Annotated in this window: 17 protein-coding genes and 2 tRNA genes; all 19 read left to right on the top strand. The window is 68.4% G+C overall.

What is annotated here, in order from left to right:
- The first annotated feature begins 48 nt into the window (after positions 1–48).
- The 19 genes from gyrA (at position 49) to SROT_RS16285 (ending at position 21,656) form a co-directional block, all read left to right on the top strand.
- Positions 49–2,529, top strand: a complete 2,481-nt coding sequence (gene gyrA / locus SROT_RS00560) for a DNA gyrase subunit A (protein ID WP_013137056.1) — start codon at positions 49–51, stop codon at positions 2,527–2,529.
- Positions 2,530–2,568: 39 nt separating this feature from the next.
- Positions 2,569–3,168 (top strand): DUF3566 domain-containing protein, encoded by a 600-nt coding sequence (locus SROT_RS16905; RefSeq protein WP_013137057.1) that lies wholly within the window; start codon positions 2,569–2,571, stop codon positions 3,166–3,168.
- Positions 3,169–3,239: 71 nt separating this feature from the next.
- Positions 3,240–3,313, top strand: a tRNA-Ile gene (locus SROT_RS00570).
- A 63-nt stretch (positions 3,314–3,376) separates the two neighbouring features.
- Positions 3,377–3,449 (top strand) — tRNA-Ala (locus tag SROT_RS00575).
- A 93-nt stretch (positions 3,450–3,542) separates the two neighbouring features.
- Positions 3,543–4,685 (top strand): FUSC family protein, encoded by a 1,143-nt coding sequence (locus SROT_RS00580; protein WP_187288048.1) that lies wholly within the window; start codon positions 3,543–3,545, stop codon positions 4,683–4,685.
- Between the two features lie 215 nt (positions 4,686–4,900).
- The gene (locus SROT_RS00585; RefSeq protein ID WP_013137059.1) at positions 4,901–5,857 is read left to right on the top strand and encodes an acyl-ACP desaturase; all 957 of its coding nucleotides are present in this window, start codon (positions 4,901–4,903) and stop codon (positions 5,855–5,857) included.
- Between the two features lie 77 nt (positions 5,858–5,934).
- Complete coding sequence (gene dusB, locus SROT_RS00590) at positions 5,935–7,095, top strand: tRNA dihydrouridine synthase DusB (RefSeq protein WP_013137060.1); 1,161 nt, start codon at positions 5,935–5,937, stop codon at positions 7,093–7,095.
- A gap of 164 nt (positions 7,096–7,259) precedes the next feature.
- Positions 7,260–9,014, top strand: coding sequence for an LCP family protein (locus SROT_RS00595; RefSeq protein WP_013137061.1), 1,755 nt, complete (start codon positions 7,260–7,262; stop codon positions 9,012–9,014).
- Between the two features lie 106 nt (positions 9,015–9,120).
- Complete coding sequence (locus SROT_RS00600) at positions 9,121–9,771, top strand: phosphate signaling complex PhoU family protein (RefSeq protein ID WP_013137062.1); 651 nt, start codon at positions 9,121–9,123, stop codon at positions 9,769–9,771.
- A gap of 70 nt (positions 9,772–9,841) precedes the next feature.
- Positions 9,842–12,025 (top strand): S9 family peptidase, encoded by a 2,184-nt coding sequence (locus tag SROT_RS00605; RefSeq protein WP_041407468.1) that lies wholly within the window; start codon positions 9,842–9,844, stop codon positions 12,023–12,025.
- A gap of 31 nt (positions 12,026–12,056) precedes the next feature.
- Positions 12,057–12,770, top strand: a complete 714-nt coding sequence (locus SROT_RS00610; RefSeq protein ID WP_013137064.1) for a glycosyltransferase family 2 protein — start codon at positions 12,057–12,059, stop codon at positions 12,768–12,770.
- On the top strand, positions 12,770–13,258 hold the full coding sequence (locus SROT_RS00615) for a DUF2304 domain-containing protein (protein ID WP_013137065.1): 489 nt from the start codon (positions 12,770–12,772) through the stop codon (positions 13,256–13,258). The genes SROT_RS00610 and SROT_RS00615 overlap by 1 nt, the downstream gene beginning before the upstream one ends.
- Positions 13,255–14,472, top strand: a complete 1,218-nt coding sequence (pgfA, locus tag SROT_RS00620) for a cell envelope lipid trafficking protein PgfA (protein ID WP_013137066.1) — start codon at positions 13,255–13,257, stop codon at positions 14,470–14,472. Before SROT_RS00615 ends, pgfA begins: the two co-directional genes overlap by 4 nt.
- 3 nt (positions 14,473–14,475) lie before the next feature.
- A complete protein-coding gene (locus SROT_RS00625; protein WP_013137067.1) occupies positions 14,476–16,209 on the top strand; it encodes an MmpA family trehalose lipid delivery protein in 1,734 nt (577 codons plus the stop codon).
- 67 nt (positions 16,210–16,276) lie between these two features.
- Complete coding sequence (locus SROT_RS00630; protein WP_013137068.1) at positions 16,277–16,705, top strand: hypothetical protein; 429 nt, start codon at positions 16,277–16,279, stop codon at positions 16,703–16,705.
- Between the two features lie 102 nt (positions 16,706–16,807).
- On the top strand, positions 16,808–18,943 hold the full coding sequence (locus SROT_RS00635) for a RecQ family ATP-dependent DNA helicase (RefSeq protein WP_013137069.1): 2,136 nt from the start codon (positions 16,808–16,810) through the stop codon (positions 18,941–18,943).
- A 667-nt stretch (positions 18,944–19,610) separates the two neighbouring features.
- The gene (locus SROT_RS15435) at positions 19,611–20,168 is read left to right on the top strand and encodes a hypothetical protein (RefSeq protein WP_049773242.1); all 558 of its coding nucleotides are present in this window, start codon (positions 19,611–19,613) and stop codon (positions 20,166–20,168) included.
- Complete coding sequence (locus SROT_RS15440) at positions 20,113–21,009, top strand: hypothetical protein (protein ID WP_148223286.1); 897 nt, start codon at positions 20,113–20,115, stop codon at positions 21,007–21,009. Before SROT_RS15435 ends, SROT_RS15440 begins: the two co-directional genes overlap by 56 nt.
- Positions 20,943–21,656 carry a hypothetical protein gene (locus SROT_RS16285; RefSeq protein WP_148223287.1) on the top strand — a complete coding sequence of 238 codons (714 nt, stop codon included), beginning with the start codon at positions 20,943–20,945 and terminating at the stop codon, positions 21,654–21,656. Before SROT_RS15440 ends, SROT_RS16285 begins: the two co-directional genes overlap by 67 nt.
- Positions 21,657–21,721: the final 65 nt, after the last annotated feature.

The raw sequence follows: 21,721 nt of genomic DNA on the forward strand, positions 1-21,721 counted from the left end.
CGAGGCTCCTGGACGTCTCGTCCAGGCCTGTAAAGGAGCTCCCCCCCAATGACAGACCCCACGGACCCCACGCCGTCCCGCGACCGCATCGAGCCGGTCGACCTCGGCCAAGAGATGCAGCGCAGCTTCATCGACTACGCGATGAGCGTCATCGTCAGCCGCGCCTTGCCCGATGTGCGCGACGGCCTCAAGCCGGTGCACCGCCGCATCCTGCACGCCATGCAGGACCAGGGCTTCCGCCCCGACCGCGGCTATGTCAAGTCCGCGCGCCCCGTCGCCGAAGCCATGGGCAACTACCACCCGCACGGCGACACCGCGATTTACGACGCCCTTGTGCGGATGGCCCAGCCTTGGTCGTTGCGCTACCCGCTCGTGGACGGGCAGGGCAACTTCGGCTCGCGCGGCAACGACGGCGCCGCCGCCATGCGGTACACCGAGGCCCGGCTCGCCCCGCTCGCGATGGAAATGGTCCGCGACATCGACGAGGAGACCGTCGATTTCGTCCCGAACTACGACGGCAAGACCGAAGAGCCGTCCGTCCTGCCCGCGCGAATCCCGAACCTGCTGGTCAACGGTTCTGGCGGCATCGCAGTCGGGATGGCGACCAACATCCCGCCGCACAACCTGCGCGAGGTCGCCGACGCGATCTTCTGGGCCCTCGAGCACCATGACGCGGACGAGGCGAGCACCTTGGAGGCGGTCAAAGAGATCGTCAAGGGACCGGACTTCCCCACCGCCGGCCTGATCGTCGGCACGGACGGCGTCCACGACGCGTACACCACCGGGCGCGGCTCCATCCGCATGCGCGGCGTCGTGGAGGTCGAAGAGGACTCCCAGGGCCGGGCCATCCTCGTCATCACCGAGCTGCCGTACCAGGTCAACCCGGACAACATGATCACTTCCATCGCCGAGCAGGTCCGCGACGGCAAGATCGCCGGCATCTCCGCCATCGACGACGAGACTTCCGACCGCATCGGCATGCGCATCGTCGTCACCCTCAAACGCGACGCCGTGGCCCGCGTGGTGCTCAACAACCTGTACAAGCATTCCCAGCTGCAGACGAACTTCGGCGCCAACATGCTCGCCATCGTGGACGGGGTGCCGCGCACGTTGCGCCTCGACCAAATCCTCCGGCTCTACATCGCCCACCAGATCGAAGTCATCGTCCGGCGCACCCAGTACCGCCTGCGCAAAGCCGAGGAGCGCGCGCACATCCTGCGCGGCCTCGTCAAAGCGCTCGACGCGCTGGACGAGGTCATCGCCCTGATCCGCGCCTCGCAGACGGTGGACATCGCCCGAGCGGGCCTCATGGAGCTGCTCGACGTGGACGAGATCCAGGCCGACGCGATCCTCGCCATGCAGCTGCGCCGCCTCGCCGCCTTGGAACGGCAGAAGATCATCGACGAGCTCGCCGAGATCGAAGAGGCCATCGCCGACTACCAAGACATCCTCGCCAGGCCCGAGCGCCAGCGCGCCATCGTCCGCGACGAGCTCAAAGAGATCGTGGACCGCCACGGCGACGAGCGCCGCACCAGGATCATCGCCGCCGAGGGCGAGGTGCGCGACGAGGACCTCATCGCGCGGGAGGACGTGGTCGTCACGATCACCGAGACCGGCTACGCCAAACGCACCAAGACCGACCTGTACCGCAGCCAGAAGCGCGGCGGCAAAGGCGTGCAGGGCGCGACGCTGAAACAGGACGACATCGTCGCGCACTTCTTCGTCTGCTCCACCCACGACTGGATACTGTTCTTCACCACCAGGGGACGGGTCTACCGGATCAAGGCGTACGAGCTGCCCGAGACGAGCCGCGCCGCGCGCGGCCAGCATGTCGCCAACCTCCTCGCGTTGCAGACCGACGAGAAGATCGCCCAGGTCATCCACTTGCAGACCTACGAGGACTCTCCTTACCTCGTGTTGGCCACCAAGCGCGGGTTGACCAAGAAGTCCAAGCTCACCGAGTTCGACTCCAACCGCTCCGGCGGCCTCATCGCGGTGAACCTGCGCGACGAGGACGAGCTGGTCGGCGCCGCGCTCTGCTCCTCCGACGACGACCTCCTGCTGGTGTCCGAGCACGGCCAGTCGATCCGGTTCCACGCGAACGACGAGCAGCTGCGCCCGATGGGCCGCGCGACCTCCGGGGTGCTCGGCATGCGGTTCAACGAGGACGACCAGCTCCTCGCCATGAACGTGGTCCGGGACGGCGCGTACCTGTTGGTGGCCACCAGCGGCGGCTACGCCAAGCGCACCGCGCTCGGCGAATACCCCGTCCAGGGCCGCGGCGGCAAGGGCGTGCTCACCGTCCAGTACGACCGCAGGCGCGGCGGGCTGGTCGGCGCGGTCATCGTGGACGACGACACCGAGCTCTACGCCATCACCCAGGGCGGCGGCGTCATTCGCACCGACGCGCGCCAGGTCCGCCGGGCCGGACGGCAAACCAAGGGCGTGCGCCTGATGAACCTCGGCGAAGGAGACCGGCTCATCGCGGTCGCCCGCAACGACGAAGACTCCGCAGAGGTCGCGGAGTGAACGTCGGCCGAAAAGAACGTTTGGTAGTGTGACTGTCCCATGAGCAACCCTCCGGAGCAAGAGCCGCCGACCACGGCGTTGCCGAAGGTCGCGGCTCCTGCCCGCCGGCCGGCCGAGCGCATCTCCCCCGCTTCGGACTCTGTGTCGGCGGTGACTGCCCGCCTCGCGGACGCGCGCCGCTCCGGCGCGGACCGCAGTGGCTCCTCGAGACCTGCCCCAGATCCCGCGCCCAGCAGCGCGCCGAAAGCCGCCGCGGTCCCGTCGCAGCAGCCCAGCGGCCCGTTGCGGGCCCAAGTGCAGGTGCGCTGGATCGACCCGTGGACAGTCCTGAAAGTCACTGCCGCCGTGATGGTCGTCCTGTTCGTCGCATGGATGATCGGGGTCGCCGTCCTCTACGCCTTGTTGGAGGCCATCGGGGTGATGGGGAAAATCAACTCGGGGCTCGGCGACTTCTCCACCGCCGCTGCGGACCAAGGCGGCGATATCGTCACCCCCGGCATGGTGTTCGGCTTCTCCGCCCTGGTCGGCATCGTGAACATCGTCCTCGTCACCGCCTTGGCGACGGTGGGCGCGTTCATTTTCAACCTCTGCGTCGACCTCGTCGGTGGCGTGGAGATCACCTTGGCCGACCCGGAGTAGCGCCGGTCAGCAGCCAATTGTGGAAAACCGTGCGGTTGTAGTAAAGTTTCACGGTCGCCACGGCGGCATCCGGGCCTATAGCTCAGGCGGTTAGAGCGCTTCGCTGATAACGAAGAGGTCCCTGGTTCAAGTCCAGGTAGGCCCACCCGTGAGAAAAGAGATTTCGGACGCAAGGCCGCGCCGCGGCTGCTAGGCTGGCCGGGATCAAGGGGCCATGGCGCAATTGGTAGCGCAGCGCTTTTGCAAGGCGAAGGTTGTCGGTTCGAGTCCGATTGGCTCCACACTTCAATCCAGGAGCAGCGCAGGCGTGGGGGCGGGAGCTGTTTTCGGGGCGATTGCTCGATGCGGTGACTATTGCTCGATACAGTGATCAGGTGAAGAGAACCGCTGCTGAGGAGCGCCCGAGCTGGGCGAGCCGTCAGGCTTCGGTGGCGCGGAAGCATTTCTTCGCCGGGGTGGAGCGGCTCAAGCTCACCGCGCTGCCGATCGTGCAATGCTCTGTTGGCGCAGGTCTCGCTTGGTTCGTGGCGAAGAATATTGTCGGCCACGCCTCGCCGTTCTTCGCCCCTGTTGCCGCTGTGATCTCGCTCGGGGTTTCTCTCGGCAGCCGGTGGCGGCGCGCGGTGGAGCTGGTGTGCGGCGTGATGCTCGGCATCGTGATCGGTGATCTGTTGGTGCGCGTCACGGGGCATGGCTGGTGGCAGATCTCCTTTTTCGTGGCGGCCGCGATGGTTTTGGCGACGTTCATCGACAAAGGCTTGATCTTCCCGATGCAGGCGGCGTCGTCCGCGCTGCTCGTGGTGTTGTTCCCGCCCACAGTGGGCGGGGCGAGCATCGCGGGGCCGGGGAGGCTGGTGGACGCTTTTGTGGGCGGTGTGATCGGGATTCTGATCTCTGCTCTTTTGCCCGCGCATCCGTTCCTGCGGGCGCATCAGGCGGCGGCGGCTGTTTTGGCGACAGGGGAGTCGGTGTTGCGCGGGGTGGCCGAGGGGCTTGCGGCGCGGGACGCGGACCGCATCGAAGAAGTCCTTTCGCTCGCTCGGTCGAGCCAGCCCCAGATCGACACGTTGCAGAATTATTTGCGCGCGGGCGATGAGATCGTTCGGATATCCCCCTTGTTCTGGGCTTACCGGGACCGGGTGCATGAGGTGAGCGCGTCGGCCGACCACATCGACCGGATCATCCGCGACCTGCGGGTGCTCGCCCGCAGAGCGTGGATTTTGGTGAACAGCGGCGGAAAGACAGGGGCCGGGCTGACGCGCGCCATCGAGTCGACGGCGGACGCGGTCGCCCAGGTCCGGCTTCTTTGGTTGGCGAAGAAACCGGATCAGGCGCAACGGGAAGAAGTGCTTGCCGCGTTGCAGGAATGCGCCGCGCGGCTGGACCCGACGATGCTGTCGGGCGTGGCGCTCAGCGCGGAGGTGGTGTTCGCCCAGTTGGAATCCACTATTTTCGATCTTTTCCAGGCGGCGGGTTTCGATTCGGCGACTGCGCTTCGTGCGCTGCGCGAGGCCTAATCGTTATCTTGACGAGGGACTATGGAGGGGCCGGAATGTTTGACAGCGAGATTAAGTAAGGGTACCCTTACTTAAATGGCACAGCGGAATGCGCTATGATCTCGGTTCGCCGCACCGTAGGGGCTCGCAGTGCCCAAGGTCTTGATACATGCCAATGAGCTGCGTACCATCGCCCATTGGGAAAGAACGACGCGCAAGGAAGCAGAGACAAGCACATGGTTCAACGCGAACTTTCCGATAAGGAGCTCCTCCACGAGCTGTACGGCGTGGCCGAGGACAACGTCAACCGCCACCTGAAGATGGCCAAAGACTGGAACCCGCACGACTACATCCCGTGGAGCGAGGGCAAGAACTTCAAGATGCTCGGCGGGGAGGACTGGGAGCTCGGCCAGTCCCAGCTGGACGAGCCCGCCAGGATCGCGATGCTGACGAACCTCGTCACCGAGGACAACCTCCCCGCGTACCACCGCGACATCGCCGACGCGTTCTCGCGGGACAGCGCGTGGGGCACCTGGGTCGGCCGGTGGACCGCCGAGGAGAACCGGCACTCCATCGCGATCCGCGACTACCTGCTCACCACGCGCGCTGTGGACCCGGTCGAGCTGGAGCGCGCCCGCGTCGCGAGCACCGTCTCCGGGTTCAATCCGCCGATGGCGGCGCAAGACATGTTGCACACCGTCTGCTATGTGACGTTCCAGGAGCTCGCCACCCGCGTCTCGCACCGCAACACCGGCAAGGCCTGCAAGGAGCCGATCGCGGACAAGCTGCTCCAACGCATCTCCGCGGACGAGAACCTGCACATGATCTTCTACCGGAACTTGGTCGAGCAGGCGCTCAATGTCTCTCCCAACCAGACGATGAAGGCGATCGCCGACATCTTGACGATGTTCCAGATGCCGGGCGCGGGCATGAAGAACTTCCGCCGCAACGCGGTCATCATCTCCAAGAGCGGCATTTACGACCTCAAGCAGCACATGGAAGACGTGGTCATGCCGGTCCTGCGCCACTGGAAGATCTTCGAACGCGACGACTTCTCCGGCTACGGGGAGTGGGAGCGCGACCGGCTCGCGGAGTTCCTGCGGATGCTCAACGGCAAGGTGCAGCAGATCGAGGAGAGCCAGGCCCGCCGAGCCGAGCGCCTCGCCGCGCGGGACGCGGCCCGCGCGAGCTGACCCTCCCCCGCGGGTTGGGCTGAGCGCTCCCGGTCCTGGAACCGCGTCGTCCCGCCCGGACTGCGTATTCTGAAACAATGACCACAACATTCGCCGCGCCCGCGCTGCGCATCGGGCCGTTCGAGCTCGCGTCGCCCGTGGTGCTCGCGCCGATGGCCGGGGTCACCAACCTCGCGTTCCGCACAGTGTGCCGGGAGCTGGAGACGCGGCTGACCGGCCAGGCCCGAGGCCTGTACGTCAATGAGATGGTCATGGCCCGCTCGCTGGTCAACCGCAACCCCAAAGCGATGCGGATGATCGAGTTCGGCCCCGAGGAGCGCCCGCGGTCGATGCAGCTCTACACCGTCGATCCCGAGGCGGTGGGGGAGGCGGTGCGGATGATCGTCGCCGAAGACCTCGCCGACCACGTCGATTTGAATTTCGGCTGCCCTGTTCCGAAAGTCACCCGCAACGGCGGCGGGGCGGCGCTGCCGTACAAGCGCCGGTTGTTCGCGCGCATCATCGAGGCCGCGGTCAACGGCGCGCAGGGCGCGGTGCCCATCACGGTGAAGTTCCGCGTCGGCATCGACGACGAGCACCACACCTACCTCGACGCCGGGCGGATCGCGCAGGACAGCGGCGCCGCGTCGGTGGCCTTGCACGCCCGGACGGCGGCGCAGCTCTATTCCGGCACCGCGGACTGGTCGGCCATCGCACGGTTGAAAGAGCACGTCACCGAGATTCCGGTGTTGGGCAACGGAGATATTTTCGCCGCCGCGGACGCGAAACGGATGATGGATCAGACGGGGTGCGACGGTGTGGTCGTCGGGCGTGGCTGCCTGGGGCGGCCGTGGCTCTTCGCGGAACTCGCGGCCGCGCTCTCCGGCGGGGCGATCCCCGCCCCGCCCCCGCCGAACTTGGGCGAAGTGGCCAGGATCGTGCTGCGGCACGCCCAGCTCTTGGTCCTGCACGCGGGCAGCCACGGGGTCGCGGAGATGCGCAAACATTTCGCCTGGTACTTGCGGGGCTTCTCCGTGGGGTCGGAGTTGCGCGGCAAGTTCTCGACCGTTGGCTCTCTCGCGGAAATCGAAGACCTGCTCGGCCAGCTGCCGCAGGAGGAGCCGTTCCCCGAGGAAGCGGAAGGGCCGAGGGGCCGCAAGGGCTCCCCGCAGAAAAAGGTGGCCCTGCCGCAGGGCTGGTTGGACGACCCGCAGGACTGGGCTGTGCGCCTCGACGACGTCGAGCACTCCGGGGGCTGACGCGCGGCGAGCGAAAAAGCGCCTCCTCCTGCGGTTCCTCGCGTTGGCGCCCAGCGGGGCGTTCGCGCGTTACCGATGTCGCCCGCGCCCAGGTACAATTTCCTCCGAGTCAGTCGTGAGGGCAGCCCAGGCGACCATGCGGATCACGGGAAGCACACAGCACTTTGAGGATTCCAGACCTTTCTGACGAGACGACCCGGCGTCGTCTCGCGGCGAAGGCTGCCCGCGCCAACCGGATCCGAATCCCCGAACGGGCAGCCGCTGCGGAGCGGTCGTCCTCTTCCATTCTGCGCCCGCTCAGCGGCAAGGCGGAACTTCCGCCGGTCCCGAGCAAGCCAGCCCGCGCCCGTTGGGAAGCCGCCTCGCGGCTCGTCGCCCGCGCGGCGGTGGTCCTGCTCGCCGTGTCGAGCCTCGCCGCCACCGGCGCGTTCTGGGGCGTGTCCCGAGGCGCGCTGGAGGGCAAGGGCGTTTTGGCCCTCCTGCTGAACGATCCGAACATCAAAGACCCAGGCCAACAGCAGGGCGATGAGAACTTCTTGCTCATCGGCGCGGACACGCGCGAAGGCGACAACGGCAAGCTCGGAGCCGGGGACGTGAACGATGTGGAGGGCTCCCGCTCGGACACCATTATCCTGGTGAACATCCCCGCGAGCCGCGCCCGCGTCGTCGCGGTCTCCTTCCCCCGCGATCTGCAGGTCGACCGGCCCGCGTGCGCGAAGTGGAACTCCACCACGAAGCAGTACTCCAAAGAGATCCAGCCCGCCGAGACGCACTCGAAGATCAACAGCGCGTACATGTACGGCGGGCCCAGGTGCCTGGTCCAGGTGGTCCAGAAGCTTTCAGGGCTCAAGGTCAACCATTTCATCGGCGAGGACTTCGAGGGCTTCTCGAAGATGGTGGACGCGGTCGGCGGGGTGCAGGTGTGCTCCACCAAGCCGCTCTACGACGACGAGCTCGGCACGGTCCTGGCGAAGTCGGGCAGCCAGACCCTGGACGGCGCGCAGGCTTTGCAATACGTCCGGGCCCGCCAGATCGAGGCCGAAGGCACCGGGGACTACGGCAGGATCAAGCGGCAACAGCGATTCATCTCGTCGCTCTTGCGGAGCATGTTGAGCCAAAAAATCCTTGCCAACCCGACGAAGCTCAACGGCCTGCTCGAAGCCTTCACCGACCGCGCGGTCATGGACGGGGTGAAGGTGGACGACCTGCTCAAGCTGGCCCAGTCGATGCAGAGCATCCAGACCAACAAGGTCACCTTCATCACGATCCCGACCACGGGCACCTCGGAAGACGGGATGAACAACGAAGTGCCCAACGACGACGGCGTGCGTGCGATCTTCGACGCGATCATCTACGACAAGCCGTTGCCGGGCGAGGGCGGCTCGAACACCTCCTCCGCGTCGGTGGTGACTCCGTGGACGGTGGAGACCACTGGCAAACCGGCGACGAAGACCACGACGAGCTCCACCCCGCAGCCCGGCCCGCCGCCGGAGACCCAACCGGCCGAGGGCGTCAAAGCGGTCAGCGTGAAAGGATTCACGGTGCAGGTGGTCGCGCCCACTTCGACCATCCTCTACAAGGTGGCGATGGCGCTGTCCAAGCAAGGGTTCAAGGTCGACATGACGTCGAGCGGGGTGGCTCATTCCGACACGGTGGCGACCATTGCGCGCTTCTCCCCCGAGAGCCGTGACGCCGCCGCCACCGTGGCCTCCGCGATACCCGGCGCGATCATCGAACTGGGCTCGACCCCGGACGCGGACGTCGAGCTGGTGGTCGGGTCGGGCGGCGACGTCCCGACGGTCGTCGAGCCCGCCGCGCCCGGCGCGGGCATTGTCGCGAACGAGGTCAAGGCGGTCGACGGCGTCGTGCGCCTCCCGGAAAACCTCACGGTGACCAACGGGGCCGACACGACGTGCTGACGCCGCGGCGGCGGCTGGCGTCGCGCGGGCGCTCCTGGCTGGGAATTCATCACGATTTCATCGGGCTCGCTCTGCCGGCGGGGACCGGGAAGCGTATGGTGGAGTGATGCGGGCGGTATTTCACGAGCAGCTGAGCGACCTGACTGGTCAGCTGGGTTTGACCTGCGCGTTGACCGGTGAGGCGATGCGTCAGGCCACCCTGGCGCTGCTGTCCGCGGATTTGGTCCTCGCGGAGACCGCCATCAGCAAGGACGATGAGATCTCGGCCCTTTCCAAAGACAGCGAAGAGCGGGCGTTCGCCCTGATCGCAGCAGGTCCGACCGAAGAGGACCTGCGGGCGGCCGTCGGCCAGATGCAGGTCGTCGTCGATCTGCGCCGCATGGGCGCCCTCGCCAGGCACGTCGGCAATGTGGCCCGCCGCCGCCACCCGTTGCACGCGGTGCCGGTCGACGTGCACCGCCAATTCGAGCAGATGGGGGAGATCGCGGTCGCCCTCTCGGCCGCCGCGCGGCAGGCTTTGCTGACGCAGAACCCGGTCGCCGCTGCGAAATTGCAGGCCGAGGACGACGCGATGGACGCGCTGCACCAGCAGCTTTTCTCCTTGCTCCTCGGTTCGCAATGGCAGCACGGCGTCGGCCCCGCCGTGGACGTGGCGCTCCTCGGCAGGTATTACGAGCGTTTCGCCGACCACGCGGTGCAGATCGGCAGGCGGGTGCGCTTCGTCGCGACCGGGGCGACCCTTTCGCAAACAGGCTGACCTGATTCGAACGCGCTGTTCTGTCTCAGCGGCCCCTGCTGCAGGCGGAGCCACAGGAGGATCTGCCATGATGGTCGCGATGAGTAGCCCTGTTCCGCCCCCTGTCCCGAAAACCGTCCCGACCACGCGCGCGCATCACGGGGAGGTGGTGACCGACGATCTGGCCTGGCTCGGCGACGAGGAAGACCCGGACACAATCGCCTATTTGGAGGCGCAGAACGCGCACACGGAGGCGTTGACGGAGCACCTCGGGCCACTGCGGGAAGCGATTTTCGACGAGATCAAATCCCGGACGTTGGAGACGGACATGTCCGTCGCGACCCGGATCGGCGATTGGTGGTATTTCACCCGGACGCAGGCAGGCGAGCAGTACGGGGCCCATTGCCGCGCCCCGGTCGCCTCCCCGGAGGATTGGACGCCGCCGCAAGTCTCACCAGATGCGGCGCTGCCTGGGGAAATGGTGCTCCTTGACGGGAACGAGCGCGCCCAGGGCCACGAGTTCTACTCGCTCGGGGCGTACGAGGTGAGCCACGACGGGCGGCTGCTGGCGTTCTCGGAGGACGTGAAGGGCGACGAGCGCTACGACCTGCGGGTCAAGGATCTCGCCACCGGCGAGCTGCTTGCCGACGAGCTGACCGGCGTCGCGCCGGGCGCGGTGTGGTCCTTGGACGGGCACTACCTCTTTTACCAGCGGGTGGACGAGGCGTGGCGCCCGGATTCGGTGTGGCGGCACCGCCTCGGGGACGACAGCGCGAACGATGTCCGGGTCTACCACGAGCCGGACGAGCGCTATTGGGTCGGCGTGGGCTCCTCGCGCAGCGAACGCTGGTTGTTCATCGCCTCCTCGTCGAAGGCGACCAGTGAGATGTGGGCGCTCGACTCCAGCGACCCGACCGGCGCGTTCCAGGTTGTGGCCGAGCGCCGCGAAGGGGTGGAGTACGAGGTGGAGCACGCCGTCGTGGACGGGACGGACGTGTTTTTGATCCTGCACAACGACGAGGCGGAGAATTTCGCACTCGCGCAGGTCCCCGCATCGGACCCGGCGCGTTGGGGCAGGGAGCACTGGACTTCGGTGCTGGAGCACGACCCGGCGCTGCGATTGGAGGGGGTGGACGCGTTCGACGGGTATCTCGCGCTTTCCTACCGGCGCGAGGGCCTGCCGAAATTCGCGGTCTGCGCATACGGCGACAGCGTGCGGCCCGCGGACCAGGCGGCTCCTGCCGAGGCGTTCTCGTTCGGCGAGTTCCACGGCGGACAGTTCCAGGAGCTCGCGTTCAGCGAGCAGCTTGTCGCGGCAGGCCTCGGCGCGAACCCCGAGTGGGCTTCGCCGAGGCTGCGGTTCGGGCGCAGCTCGTTCACCACGCCCGCGCAGGTGTACGACCTCGACGTGCCGACCGGCGAGCGGATTCTGTTGAAGACGCAACCGGTGCTCGGCGATTTCGATCCGAGCCAGTACGAGGCCTACCGGTTGTGGGCTGTTGCCGATGACGGGGCGCAGGTGCCGATCTCGGTGGTGCGCAAACGCTCCGTCGCCAAACCCGCCCCGACCCTGTTGTACGGGTACGGGGCGTACGAGTCCAGCATCGACCCCGGATTCTCCGTGGCCCGGCTGTCCTTGCTCGACCGGGGCGTCGTGTTCGCGCTCGCGCATGTGCGCGGCGGGGGGGAACTGGGCCGCCACTGGTACGAGCAGGGCAGGTTCACCGCGAAGCCGAACACGTTCACCGACTTCATCGCATGCGCGAAAGCGCTCGTCGACCAGGGGGAGACCGCCCCGGGCCGATTGGTCGCCGAAGGCGGCAGCGCGGGCGGCTGGCTGGTCGGGGCGGCCGCCAACCTCGCGCCGGAGCTTTTCGCGGGCGTCCTCGCGGTGGTGCCGTTCGTGGACCCGCTCACGACGATCCTCGACCCGAGCCTGCCGCTGACGGTGACCGAATGGGAGGAGTGGGGCAACCCGCTCGAGGACAAAGCCGTGTACGACTACATGAAGGCGTACTCGCCGTACGAGAACGTCACGGCCAAGGCGTATCCGAAGATCCTCGCGATCTGCTCGCTCAACGACACCAGGGTGCGGTTCGCCGAACCGGCGAAATGGGTGGCGCGGCTGCAGCAGGCCACGACGTCCGGCGAGCCGGTGCTGTTGAAGACCGAGATGAACGCCGGGCACGGCGGCCGTTCGGGGCGTTACGAGCGGTGGAAAGAGGCCGCGTTCGAGCAGGCGTGGATCCTCGACGTCCTCGGCGCGCGGGTATGACGCCTGCGGATCAGCAGCTAGAGTGTGCAGTATGACGACCCAGGACGACGTGTGGCTCGTCATCCCGGTGTACAACGAGGGCTCGGTCATCACAAGGGTGGTGGGCCAGGCGTTGGCGGTCTTCCCGAACATCGTCTGCGTGGACGACGGGAGCCGGGACGACACCGCCGCGCAGATCGGGCAGACCGGGGCGCACCTCGTGCGGCACCCGGTGAACCTCGGGCAAGGCGCGGCAATCCAGACCGGAGTCGAATACGCCCGGGCGCAGCCGGGCGCGACGTACTTCGTCACCTTCGACGCGGACGGGCAGCACCGGACCGAGGACGCGGCGCGCATGGTGGCGCGGCTCCGCGCCGCGGACCGGGGCGAAGGGGAGCCGGTGGACCTCGTGCTCGGCAGCCGTTTTCTGGCCGAAGAGGCCCGCAAAGGGGTGCCAGTGGTCAAACGCGTCCTGTTGCGCGTGGTCGCGGCGATCAGCCCCGAGGGCCGCAGGCTCAAGCTCACCGACGCGCACAACGGCCTGCGGGCGTTCAACCGCGTCGTCGCCGAGCGGCTGGACATCCTCCAAAACGGCATGGGCCACGCTTCGGAGTTCGTCAAACTCGCCCTGCATCACCATTGGCGCGTCGTGGAAGAGCCCGTCGTCATCCTGTACACGGACTATTCCAAGGCCAAGGGCCAATCCTTGCTCAACGGCGTGAACATCCTCGTCGACAACGCGCTCCGGCCCGCGAGGGGACGCTGATGAGCCCCCTTCTCACGCAGCTGCCGATCAAACTCGTGCTGCTCGCCGCAGGCGCGACGCTCGCGTTCTACCTCGCCCGAGCCCGAGGCACCGCCCGTGCTTCGGCGGCGGTCAAGCTGCTTTTCCTCGGGTTCCTCGCGTTCGGGGCATTGGCGGTGCTGCGCCCGGACGACGTGTCCGCGTTCGCCCGGCTGCTCGGCGTCGGAGCTGGTATGAACCTTTTGCTGTACGCGCTGGTCATCGCTTTCGCGTTCACGACGGTCTCGACATATTTGCGGTTCAAGGAGCTCGAAGGCCGTTATGTCTCGCTCGCGAGGGTGATCGCGCTGTCCACGGCTTCCCCGCCGTCGACGCGCGGCCCAGCCGCCGACCCCTCGGCGGGGGCCGGTACGATCTCCCGGTTGGCAGACGGTCCATCCGGTCAGAACGAAGAACAAGAGAACGCAGCCCCCGATGCGCGGGGCTCGTGGGAGGTGCCCCCAGCATGACGCAGCCGCAGCCCGGAAAGGCTCAGAACCTTCTTCCTTTGGCGCTCATCGCTTTCGGAGCCGCGCTTCTCGCCATCGCGGTCCTTGTCCCGCTCTACAGCGAGGACGAGTTGGTCAAAGCCTCGCTGTCCGACCGGATCACGCTGGTGTCTCCGGCGCAGAGCACCGGCGAGGACGGCCCCGGCCTGAGCCAGGAGTTCCCCGCGCAGGTCATCGACCGCTGCTCGGTTTCCAGCGACGCGGCGAAAGCGGCCGTGCTCCAAGCGAAGGCGACAATCCGGACGTATGTGACCGTCGAGGAGCCGTCGACGGACAGCACGGTCACCTACCAAGCCGGCACCAGCGTCCTCGTCTCCGAGGTGAAATCGCAAGGCGACGGCCAGCCGAAGACCTTGGTCCCCACCGCGTTGCAGCGTTCCGCGTCTGGCGCTCCTGCTCCCAAGACCCCCTGGTCGGACGGCCAGTGCGACAACGGGCTGCTCCTCGCCACGGTCGACAGGGTGACGGTGGGCAGGCACAACGGGCTGCCCACCGCGAAGGGCCTCTCGGAGGTGCAAGTGGAGCCGGAACAGCAAGCCCACCTGTTGCCGAACCGCTCCGGCCAGCAATACCGATTCCCGTTCGACACCAGCAGCAAAGGCAAGTACCAGTATTTCGACGTGACCACGGGAACCTCGTTCCCGGTGACGTACGTGGAGAACACCGAGATCTCGGACATCAAGACGCTGCATTTCCACGTCGACGTCCCAGAGACAGACCTCGCGCTGGTGAACATGCCGGTCGGGTATGACGAGAAGGAGTGGACGGCTCCGCCTGGCACCACCCTCACCAAGCCGCTGAACTGGTGGAACATTCCGAACAGCCCTGGCGGGCAAGACCAGACGATGCACCGCTTCTACCGCAACGGCATCGACCTCTACGTGGACCCGGAGAGCGGCGTCATCGTGCGCGAGCGCCAAGACCTGCGCCAATACTTCGCCGAGCCGTTCTCGGCCCGCGAAGCGGCCAGCCCGGACCTGAGGAACTTCACGTTGACGATCTTGTCCGGCGTCTTCGACTACAACCAGCAGACCATCGAGGCGACGGTCAAGCAGGCGAAGTCCTACCAAGACGACATCGCGCTGTACGGCCGGACCATCCCCATCGGCTCGGCGGTGCTCGGCTTGGTCCTCCTCGCTGGCGGCGGCGTGATTTATTACCGTCTCACGCGGTAGCCAATGCCCCTGGTCTGGCTCTGGTCCCTGACCCTGAGCCTGGTTGCGCTCGGACCGCTGCTGGGCGGGGGGCACTGGTTGTGGGCGGACGCGGTCAGCGTCCCGCGCTCATTCCTCGTCGACCAGGCTTTCGGCCTGGCGGACGCGGCGCCAAGGGCGACCCCGCAGGACGCGGCGCTCGCAGCGGTGTCGAACATTCTCGACGGCGGGCTCGTGGTCAAAGCGATCACGGTGCTCGCGTTGTTCGCGGCAGGGACCGGCGCGGCGCGCCTGGTGCGCGAATTCCTCCCCGAATCCTCGTGGGCGGTCCACATTGTCGCGGCGACCTTCGCGATCGACAATCTCTGGGTCGTCGAACGGTTGCTGCAAGGCCAATGGAGCTTGCTCGTCGGCTATGGGGCTCTCGGGCATGTCGCCGTGGTCGCGGCGAGACTGCGGAACACGCCCTCGGCTTCGGGGTGGGCGGAGCTCGGGTTCTGGCTCGCGGCCGGTGGGCTGGTCCCGACCGGGGCGTTGCTCGTCGCGGTGCTCGCCGGACTTGTGCTGGCTGCGCCGGGGGGCGCGCGCTGGTGGCGGCGGACAGCCGCCTTCACCGGGTTGGCCATCGTCGCTGCGAGCCCGTGGGCGGCTGCGGGATTGTTCGGGCTTTGCGGCCCCGAGCTCGCCGACGGGGGGGCCGCCGGGGCCCATGCGTTCGCGACCCGGCCCGATCGCGCGGGTTGGCTCGCCCTCGGCGGGATCTGGAACGCGGGCTCGACACCGGATTCGCAGCGGGGGGCGTGGGGATTGGCCGCCGATCTGGCGCTGGTGGCGCTGGTGGCCGCAGGCGCTTTCCTGCTCCGCCGCAGGCTCCGGCAGGACCGGGCGTTCGCGCTGCTTTTCGCGCTCGGGCTCGCCGCAGTGGCCCTCGTCGGGCTTTCCGCCACGGGGTTCGCCCAGTCGTCGCTGGCGGAGGCGATGGCGACGACGCCTGCGCTCGGGGTGTTGCGCGACGGCCAGAAGTGGGCCGCGTTGGCCTGGCCCGCCTACGCCCTCGCCCTTTCCTGGATCGCGATGCGCGCCAAGCAGTGGGCGTGCGCGTTGGTCCCGGTCGTGCTGCTGCTGGTCCCGGACGCGCTGTGGGGCGCCGGGGGCAGGCTCGCCCCGGTGCGTTACCCGAACGACTGGTTCGAGGTGCGCAGCCTCGTCGCGGCCGACCCGTCGCATGGGGCGCTGCTCACCGTGCCGGTGGGGATCACGCGGCAATACGATTGGGCCGGGCGGCGCACCAGCATCGACCCGGCTCCGAGGTTGCTGCCCGTCCCGGTGGCGCAGAGCGGCGACCTGGTCGTCGCCGGGGCTGTGGTGCCCGGCGAAGGGGCGTTGGCCCGGCGCGCGGCGGCGCATGTGCGGGCGGGCGCCGGGCCGGAGCGCTTTGCCGAGGACTCGATCGGCTGGGTGCTGGTCGAACGAGATCAGCTCTCCGCGTTGCCGCCGGCGGCGCTCGCCGCGCTCGCCCGGTTCGAACTGGTGCGCTCTGACCAGCATTTCGATCTGTATCGAAATCCGTTGACCCCGTGGCCGGTCCCCGCCGTCCCGGACGCGGCGCGCCGTGTCGTCGTCGCCGCCCACCTCGCTTGGGCGGCGTTGTTGGCCTGTGGGGCGGCGGGCGCGCTGTGGCGCAGGCGAGCGCCGGGGGCACGGCTTGGCCGGATCGGCGGAACGTGTCCGGACGGCTTTCGGGAAAAGGCCCTCTGATGAGTAGAATAGGAGGCGAAGGGTCAGAACACGAAAGATCCGACGGCTTGAGCAGATGAGGAAAAACATGATGAGACACACGGCCCTCGCCCTCCCGGCGGCATTGGCGGGCATGTTCGGCTTCGCCGCCCACGCGCAGGCCCAGCCTGCGATCTGGTCGGCCAGCAGCGCGCACCTGAACGTGAGCAGCGCCCAGTACGACGACCCAGATGAGGACGACACGGCGGACGACGCCGATGACGAGGACGAGGCGGCTCCTGACCGTCCCGGCGGGAACACGCACTTCCCGCGCAACGGGATCACCCACGACGACGACACGGTTGCGCCCGACGACGACGACGCGGCTCCTGACCGTCCCGGCGCGAAGACCCACTTCCCGCGCAACGCGACAAAGCTCGACAACAGCGGCCACCCAGTCACAGGCCAAGGCCCGAACAAGGGCACCAAGCCGCTCAACGACACTTTGGACGCCGCCGGAGGCAAGCACCACTGCTGACCCGTCCGACAGACAAGGACCGCCGAATCGAATTCGGCGGTCCTTCGTCGTCCCGGCCGCTGCCGCGCCCAGACGTCAGACCGCCCTGGCAGGATGAAGAAGATGACCACAGCATTGCGGGAAACGGCACAGCACGCGCTGAGGGCGTTGGTCGGACGCGACGACGCGGTGTTGCGCGAGGACCAATGGGCCGCGATCCAAGCGCTGGTCGAGGGCAAACGCCGCGCGTTGGTCGTGCAACGCACCGGATGGGGCAAGTCGGCGGTGTACTTCGTGGCCACAGCGTTGCTGCGGGCACGCGGAGCCGGGCCGACGGTCATCGTCTCGCCCCTGCTCGCGCTCATGCGCAACCAGATCGACGCCGCGGCCCGCGCCGGGATCTCCGCGCTCACCGTGAACTCGACCAACGTCGACGAGTGGGGGCTCGTCCACGCCCAAGTGCGCGCTGGCGAGGCGGACGTCCTCCTTGTCTCCCCGGAGCGGTTGAACAACCCCGGATTCCGGGACGAGGTGCTGCCCGCGCTCGCCGCGGGCGCGGGCCTGGTCGTGGTCGACGAGGCGCACTGCATCTCGGATTGGGGGCATGACTTCCGCCCCGACTATCGGCGTATCCGCACATTGCTCGCCGACCTCCCTGACGGCGTCCCGGTGCTCGCCACCACCGCCACCGCGAACGCCCGCGTCACCGCCGACGTCGCCGAGCAGCTGTCCGGCTCGGACCAGGCGCCTCTGGTGCTCCGGGGAGCGCTGGACCGCGAGTCGCTGCATCTCGGCGTGCTGAAACTGCCGGACCATGCGGCGCGACTGGCGTGGCTTGCCGCACGGCTGGGCGCATTTCCCGGTTCCGGCATCGTCTACTGCCTCACTGTCGCGGCGACGGAGCAGGTCGCGGAGCATTTGCGCCAGGCGGGCCACACGGTGGCGGCCTATTCGGGGCAGACCGACCCCGGTGAGCGCGAGGCTGTGGAGCGGGACCTGTTGGCGAACCGGGTCAAGGCGGTCGTCGCCACGTCGGCCCTCGGCATGGGGTTCGACAAACCGGACCTCGGTTTCGTCGTCCATTTCGGGGCTCCGCAGTCCCCGGTCGCGTACTACCAGCAAGTCGGCCGCGCGGGGCGCGGCGTCGACCAGGCTTCGGTGGTGCTTTTGCCGGGGGCAGAGGACAAAGACGTGTGGCGGTACTTCGGCTCGCTCGGATTTCCTCCGGAAAACGATGTGCGCGCCGTCCTCGACGCGCTCGCCCAGGCGGAGCAGCCGTTGTCCATCGGGCAATTGGAGACGGTGGTGGGCTTGCGGCGCAGCCGTCTGGAGACCATGCTCAAAGTGCTCGACGTCGACGGGGCGGCGCGCAGGGTCCAGGGCGGCTGGACGGGCACGGGCTCGCCGTGGCGCTACGACCATGAGCGATACGCCAGGGTGGCGCAGACGCGACTGGCCGAACAGCGGCTCATGCTCGACTACCAGGACACCGAGCAATGCCGGATGCGGTTTTTGCGTGAGGCTTTGGACGACGAGGTGTCCGAGGACTGCGGGCGGTGCGACAACTGCGGGGGGCTGGAGGTCGCGCCAGCGCCGTCGGCGCAGGAGGTCGAAGCCGCGCGCGAGCATCTGCGACGGCCGGGGGTCGCCGTGGAGCCCAGGAAGATGTGGGCGCCCGGAGCCCCGGGCCTCAACCCCGCGCGCGCGGGGGGCTCCGCCAAGCGCATACCGCCGGATGAACAGGCTTCGCCGGGTCGCGCGGTCGCCCGTTTGGACGCAGTGGGGTGGGGGCCGCAGTTGCGCGCGGTGTTCGCCTCGGGCTCCCCGGACGGCGAGTTGCCTGTGCCGTTGCGCTACCCGGTCGCAGAGGTGCTCAAGAGCTGGTTCGCCCCGGTCTCGTCTGATGCTGGCCCGTTTGCTGCTGGCGCGCCGGACTCGGTGGTGTTCGTCGATTCCTCGGCCCGTCCGAAGCTGCTCGCGCATCTTGCTGCTGGTGCGGCGAAGGTGCTGGGTGTTCCAGTGGCAGGCCGGTTCGTCCCGAACTCGCCGGCCGCGCCGCACGACGTCAACTCGTCATTCCGGTTGCGCTCCGTCGCGCAGCGCTTCGCGCTGGAGCCTTCCGCGCCGCTGGGCCGACGTGTGCTGCTGGTGGACGACTGGTCGGATTCGGGTTGGACCTTGACGGTGGCCGCGCGGCTGCTGCGCAAGGCAGGCGCGGACGAAGTCGCGCCGTTCGTCCTGGCGGTGGGTTCGGTTTGATGCTTGCGCCCCCCAAATAAAAAGTGTGGGCTCCGACCAAAGAATCTGGTCGGAGCCCACACTTCTCATTGCTCAGAGGCCGCTCGCGCCGCCGGTATGACCGCTCGCACCGCCGGCATGACCGCTCGAGCCGCTCGAGCCGCTGGAGCCGCTGGGGCCGCTGGCGTGGTCGCTTGCGCCGCTGGGACCGCTGGGGCCGCTGGCGTGGTCGCTTGCGCCGCTGGGACCGCTGGAGCCGCTGGGGCCGCTCGAGCCGCTGGAGCCGCTGGAGCCGCTGGTATGGCTGCTCGCGCCGCTGGGGCCGCTGGCGTGGTCGCTTGCGCCGCTGGGGCCGCTCGAGCCGCTGGAGCCGCTGGAGCCGCTGGTATGGCTGCTCGCGCCGCTGGGGCCGCTGGCGTGGTCGCTTGCGCCGCTGGGGCCGCTCGAGCCGCTGGGGCCGCTGGGGCCGCTGGAGCCGCTGGAGCCGCTGGTATGGCTGCTCGCGCCGCTGGAGCCGCTGGAGCCGCTGGCGTGGTCGCTTGCGCCGCTGGGACCGCTCGAGCCGCTGGAGCCGCTGGAGCCGCTGGTATGGCTGCTCGCGCCGCTGGGGCCGCTGGCGTGGTCGCTTGCGCCGCTGGGGCCGCTCGAGCCGCTGGGACCGCTCGAGCCGCTGGAGCCGCTGGGGTCGTTGGTGTTGCCGCTGGGGCCGCTTGAGCCGCTGGGGCCGCTTGCGCCGCTGTTGCCGCTGGCGTGGTCGCTCTCGACGCTGTTGCCGCTGGCGTGGTCGTTCTCGACGCTGTTGCCGCTGGCGTGGTCGCTCTCGACGCTGTTGCCGCTGGCGTGGTCGTTCTCGACGCTGTTGCCGCTGGCGTGGTCGCTCTCGACGCTGTTGCCGCTGGCGTGGTCGCTCTCGACGCTGGGGCCGCTGGCGTGGTCGCTCTCGACGCTGGGGTCGGGAGGGGCGCTCGCGTCGCTGGGGTCGGGAGGGGCGCTCGCGTCGCTGGGGTCGGGAGGGGCGCTCGCGCCGCTGGGGGCCGTTGGTGTTGCCGTTGGCGTGGTCGTTCTCGACGCTGTTGCCGCTGGCGTGGTCGCTCTCGACTCTGGGGTCGGGAGGGGCGCTCGCGTCGCTGGGGTCGGGAGAGGCGCTCGCGTCGCTGGGGTCGGGAGGGGCGCTCGCGCCGCTGGGGCCGTTGGTGTTGCCGTTGGCGTGGTCGCTCTCGACGCTGGGGTCGGGAGGGGCGCTTGAGCCGTCAGGAGGGGCGCTCGCGCCGCTGGGGTCGGGAGGGGTGCTCGCGCCGCTGGGGTCGGGAGGGGTGCTCGCGCCGCCTGTTTGGTCGCTTACGCCATCGGGGCCGCTGGGGCCGTTGGTGTTGCCGCTGGCGTGGTCGCTCTCGACGCTGGGGTCGGGAGGGGCGCTCGCGCCGCTGGAGCCGCTGGCGTGGTCGCTGGTGTTGCCGCTGGCGTGGTCGCTCTCGACGCTGGGGTCGGGAGGGGTGCTCGCGCTGCCGGGGCGGGGTTGTCCGCTGTTCGCGTTCGGGCTGCCGGGGCCGTTGGCTTGGTTGCTTGCTTGGTCGCTCGCGCTGCCGGGGCCGGTTTGTCCGCCGATCTGGCCGTTCGCGTTCGCGTTGCCGGGGCCGTTGGCTTGGTTGCTTGCTTGGTCGCTCGCGCTGCCGGGGCCGTTGGCGTTGCCGGTTGCTTGGTCGCTCGGGCTGCCGGGGCCGTTGGTGTTGCCGGTTGGTTGGTCGCTCGGGCTGCCGGGGCCGTTGGTGTTGCCGGTTGGTTGGTCGCTCGGGCTGCCGGGGCCGTTGGTGTTGCCGGTTGGTTGGTCGCTCGCGCTGCCGGGGCCGTTGGCTTGGTTGCTTGCTTGGTCGCTCGCGCTGCCGGGGTCGGTTTGTCCGCCGATCTGGCCGTTCGCGTTCGCGTTGCCGGGGCCGTTGGCTTGGTTGCTTGCTTGGTCGCTCGCGCTGCCGGGGCCGTTGGTGTTGCCGGTTGGTTGGTCGCTCGCGCTGCCGGGGCCGGTTTGTCCGCCGATCTGGCCATTGATCTGCTCGTCGACCTGGCCGCCCCGAGCCGCCGCAACAGGCTGATTCGGCTGGATTGTCGGTTCTGGTGGCTCTGGTGGCGCGATCTCAGCCTGGATCTGGGTCTTCGCCTCTGCGGACACGCGCTGCTGCCGCTGTTGTTGTTGCGACTGCTGCACCTGCAGCAACTGTTGCACATTGGCCCCGGCGCCGAAGATCGGCGGCGTTGTGATCGCGGCGGCGGCCTCCACCGAACTGGAAAGGCTCGCTTGGCCGTTCTGCCCAGGCCGCGGGTTCGGTTGACCGGGGTCCGGCCGCGTCGCAAGACCGCCGGAGGCCTGAGCGTTGAACTGCGCGTTCAAACTCCCGGCGACCGGGATGTCCAGGGCGACTTTCGCGTTGGCCTCAGCGGCCCGCCGGTCGAAGAACTGCTCCTGTTGCTGGCGGACCCGCACGATCGGGACGGCCTCCTGGGCGATGTGGGCGACGATGTCCGCGGCCACTTGCTGCGCGTGGCTGGAGAAGACAGTCTTCTGCAGGCCCCACAGGGCGTCGCCCGGACCGGAGTTGTACGTTGCGACGCCGGTGCCTGCGACGGCAGTTGCGGCGACAGCGACGCTCGCGGCGAGCTTCGGTTTCGCCAAGAGGAAGGCCAGTGCTTTGCTACTGGTCCCAGCCATAGGAGTCTCCTAGAATTGTTGGTTACCCGATGATATGAGTCTCACAAGTTATCAGATGAGATAATTCTCATAGACGAGAGTCGCGGGTCGGGAGCCGA

Source organism: Segniliparus rotundus DSM 44985, from assembly GCF_000092825.1.
GTDB lineage: Bacteria > Actinomycetota > Actinomycetes > Mycobacteriales > Mycobacteriaceae > Segniliparus > Segniliparus rotundus.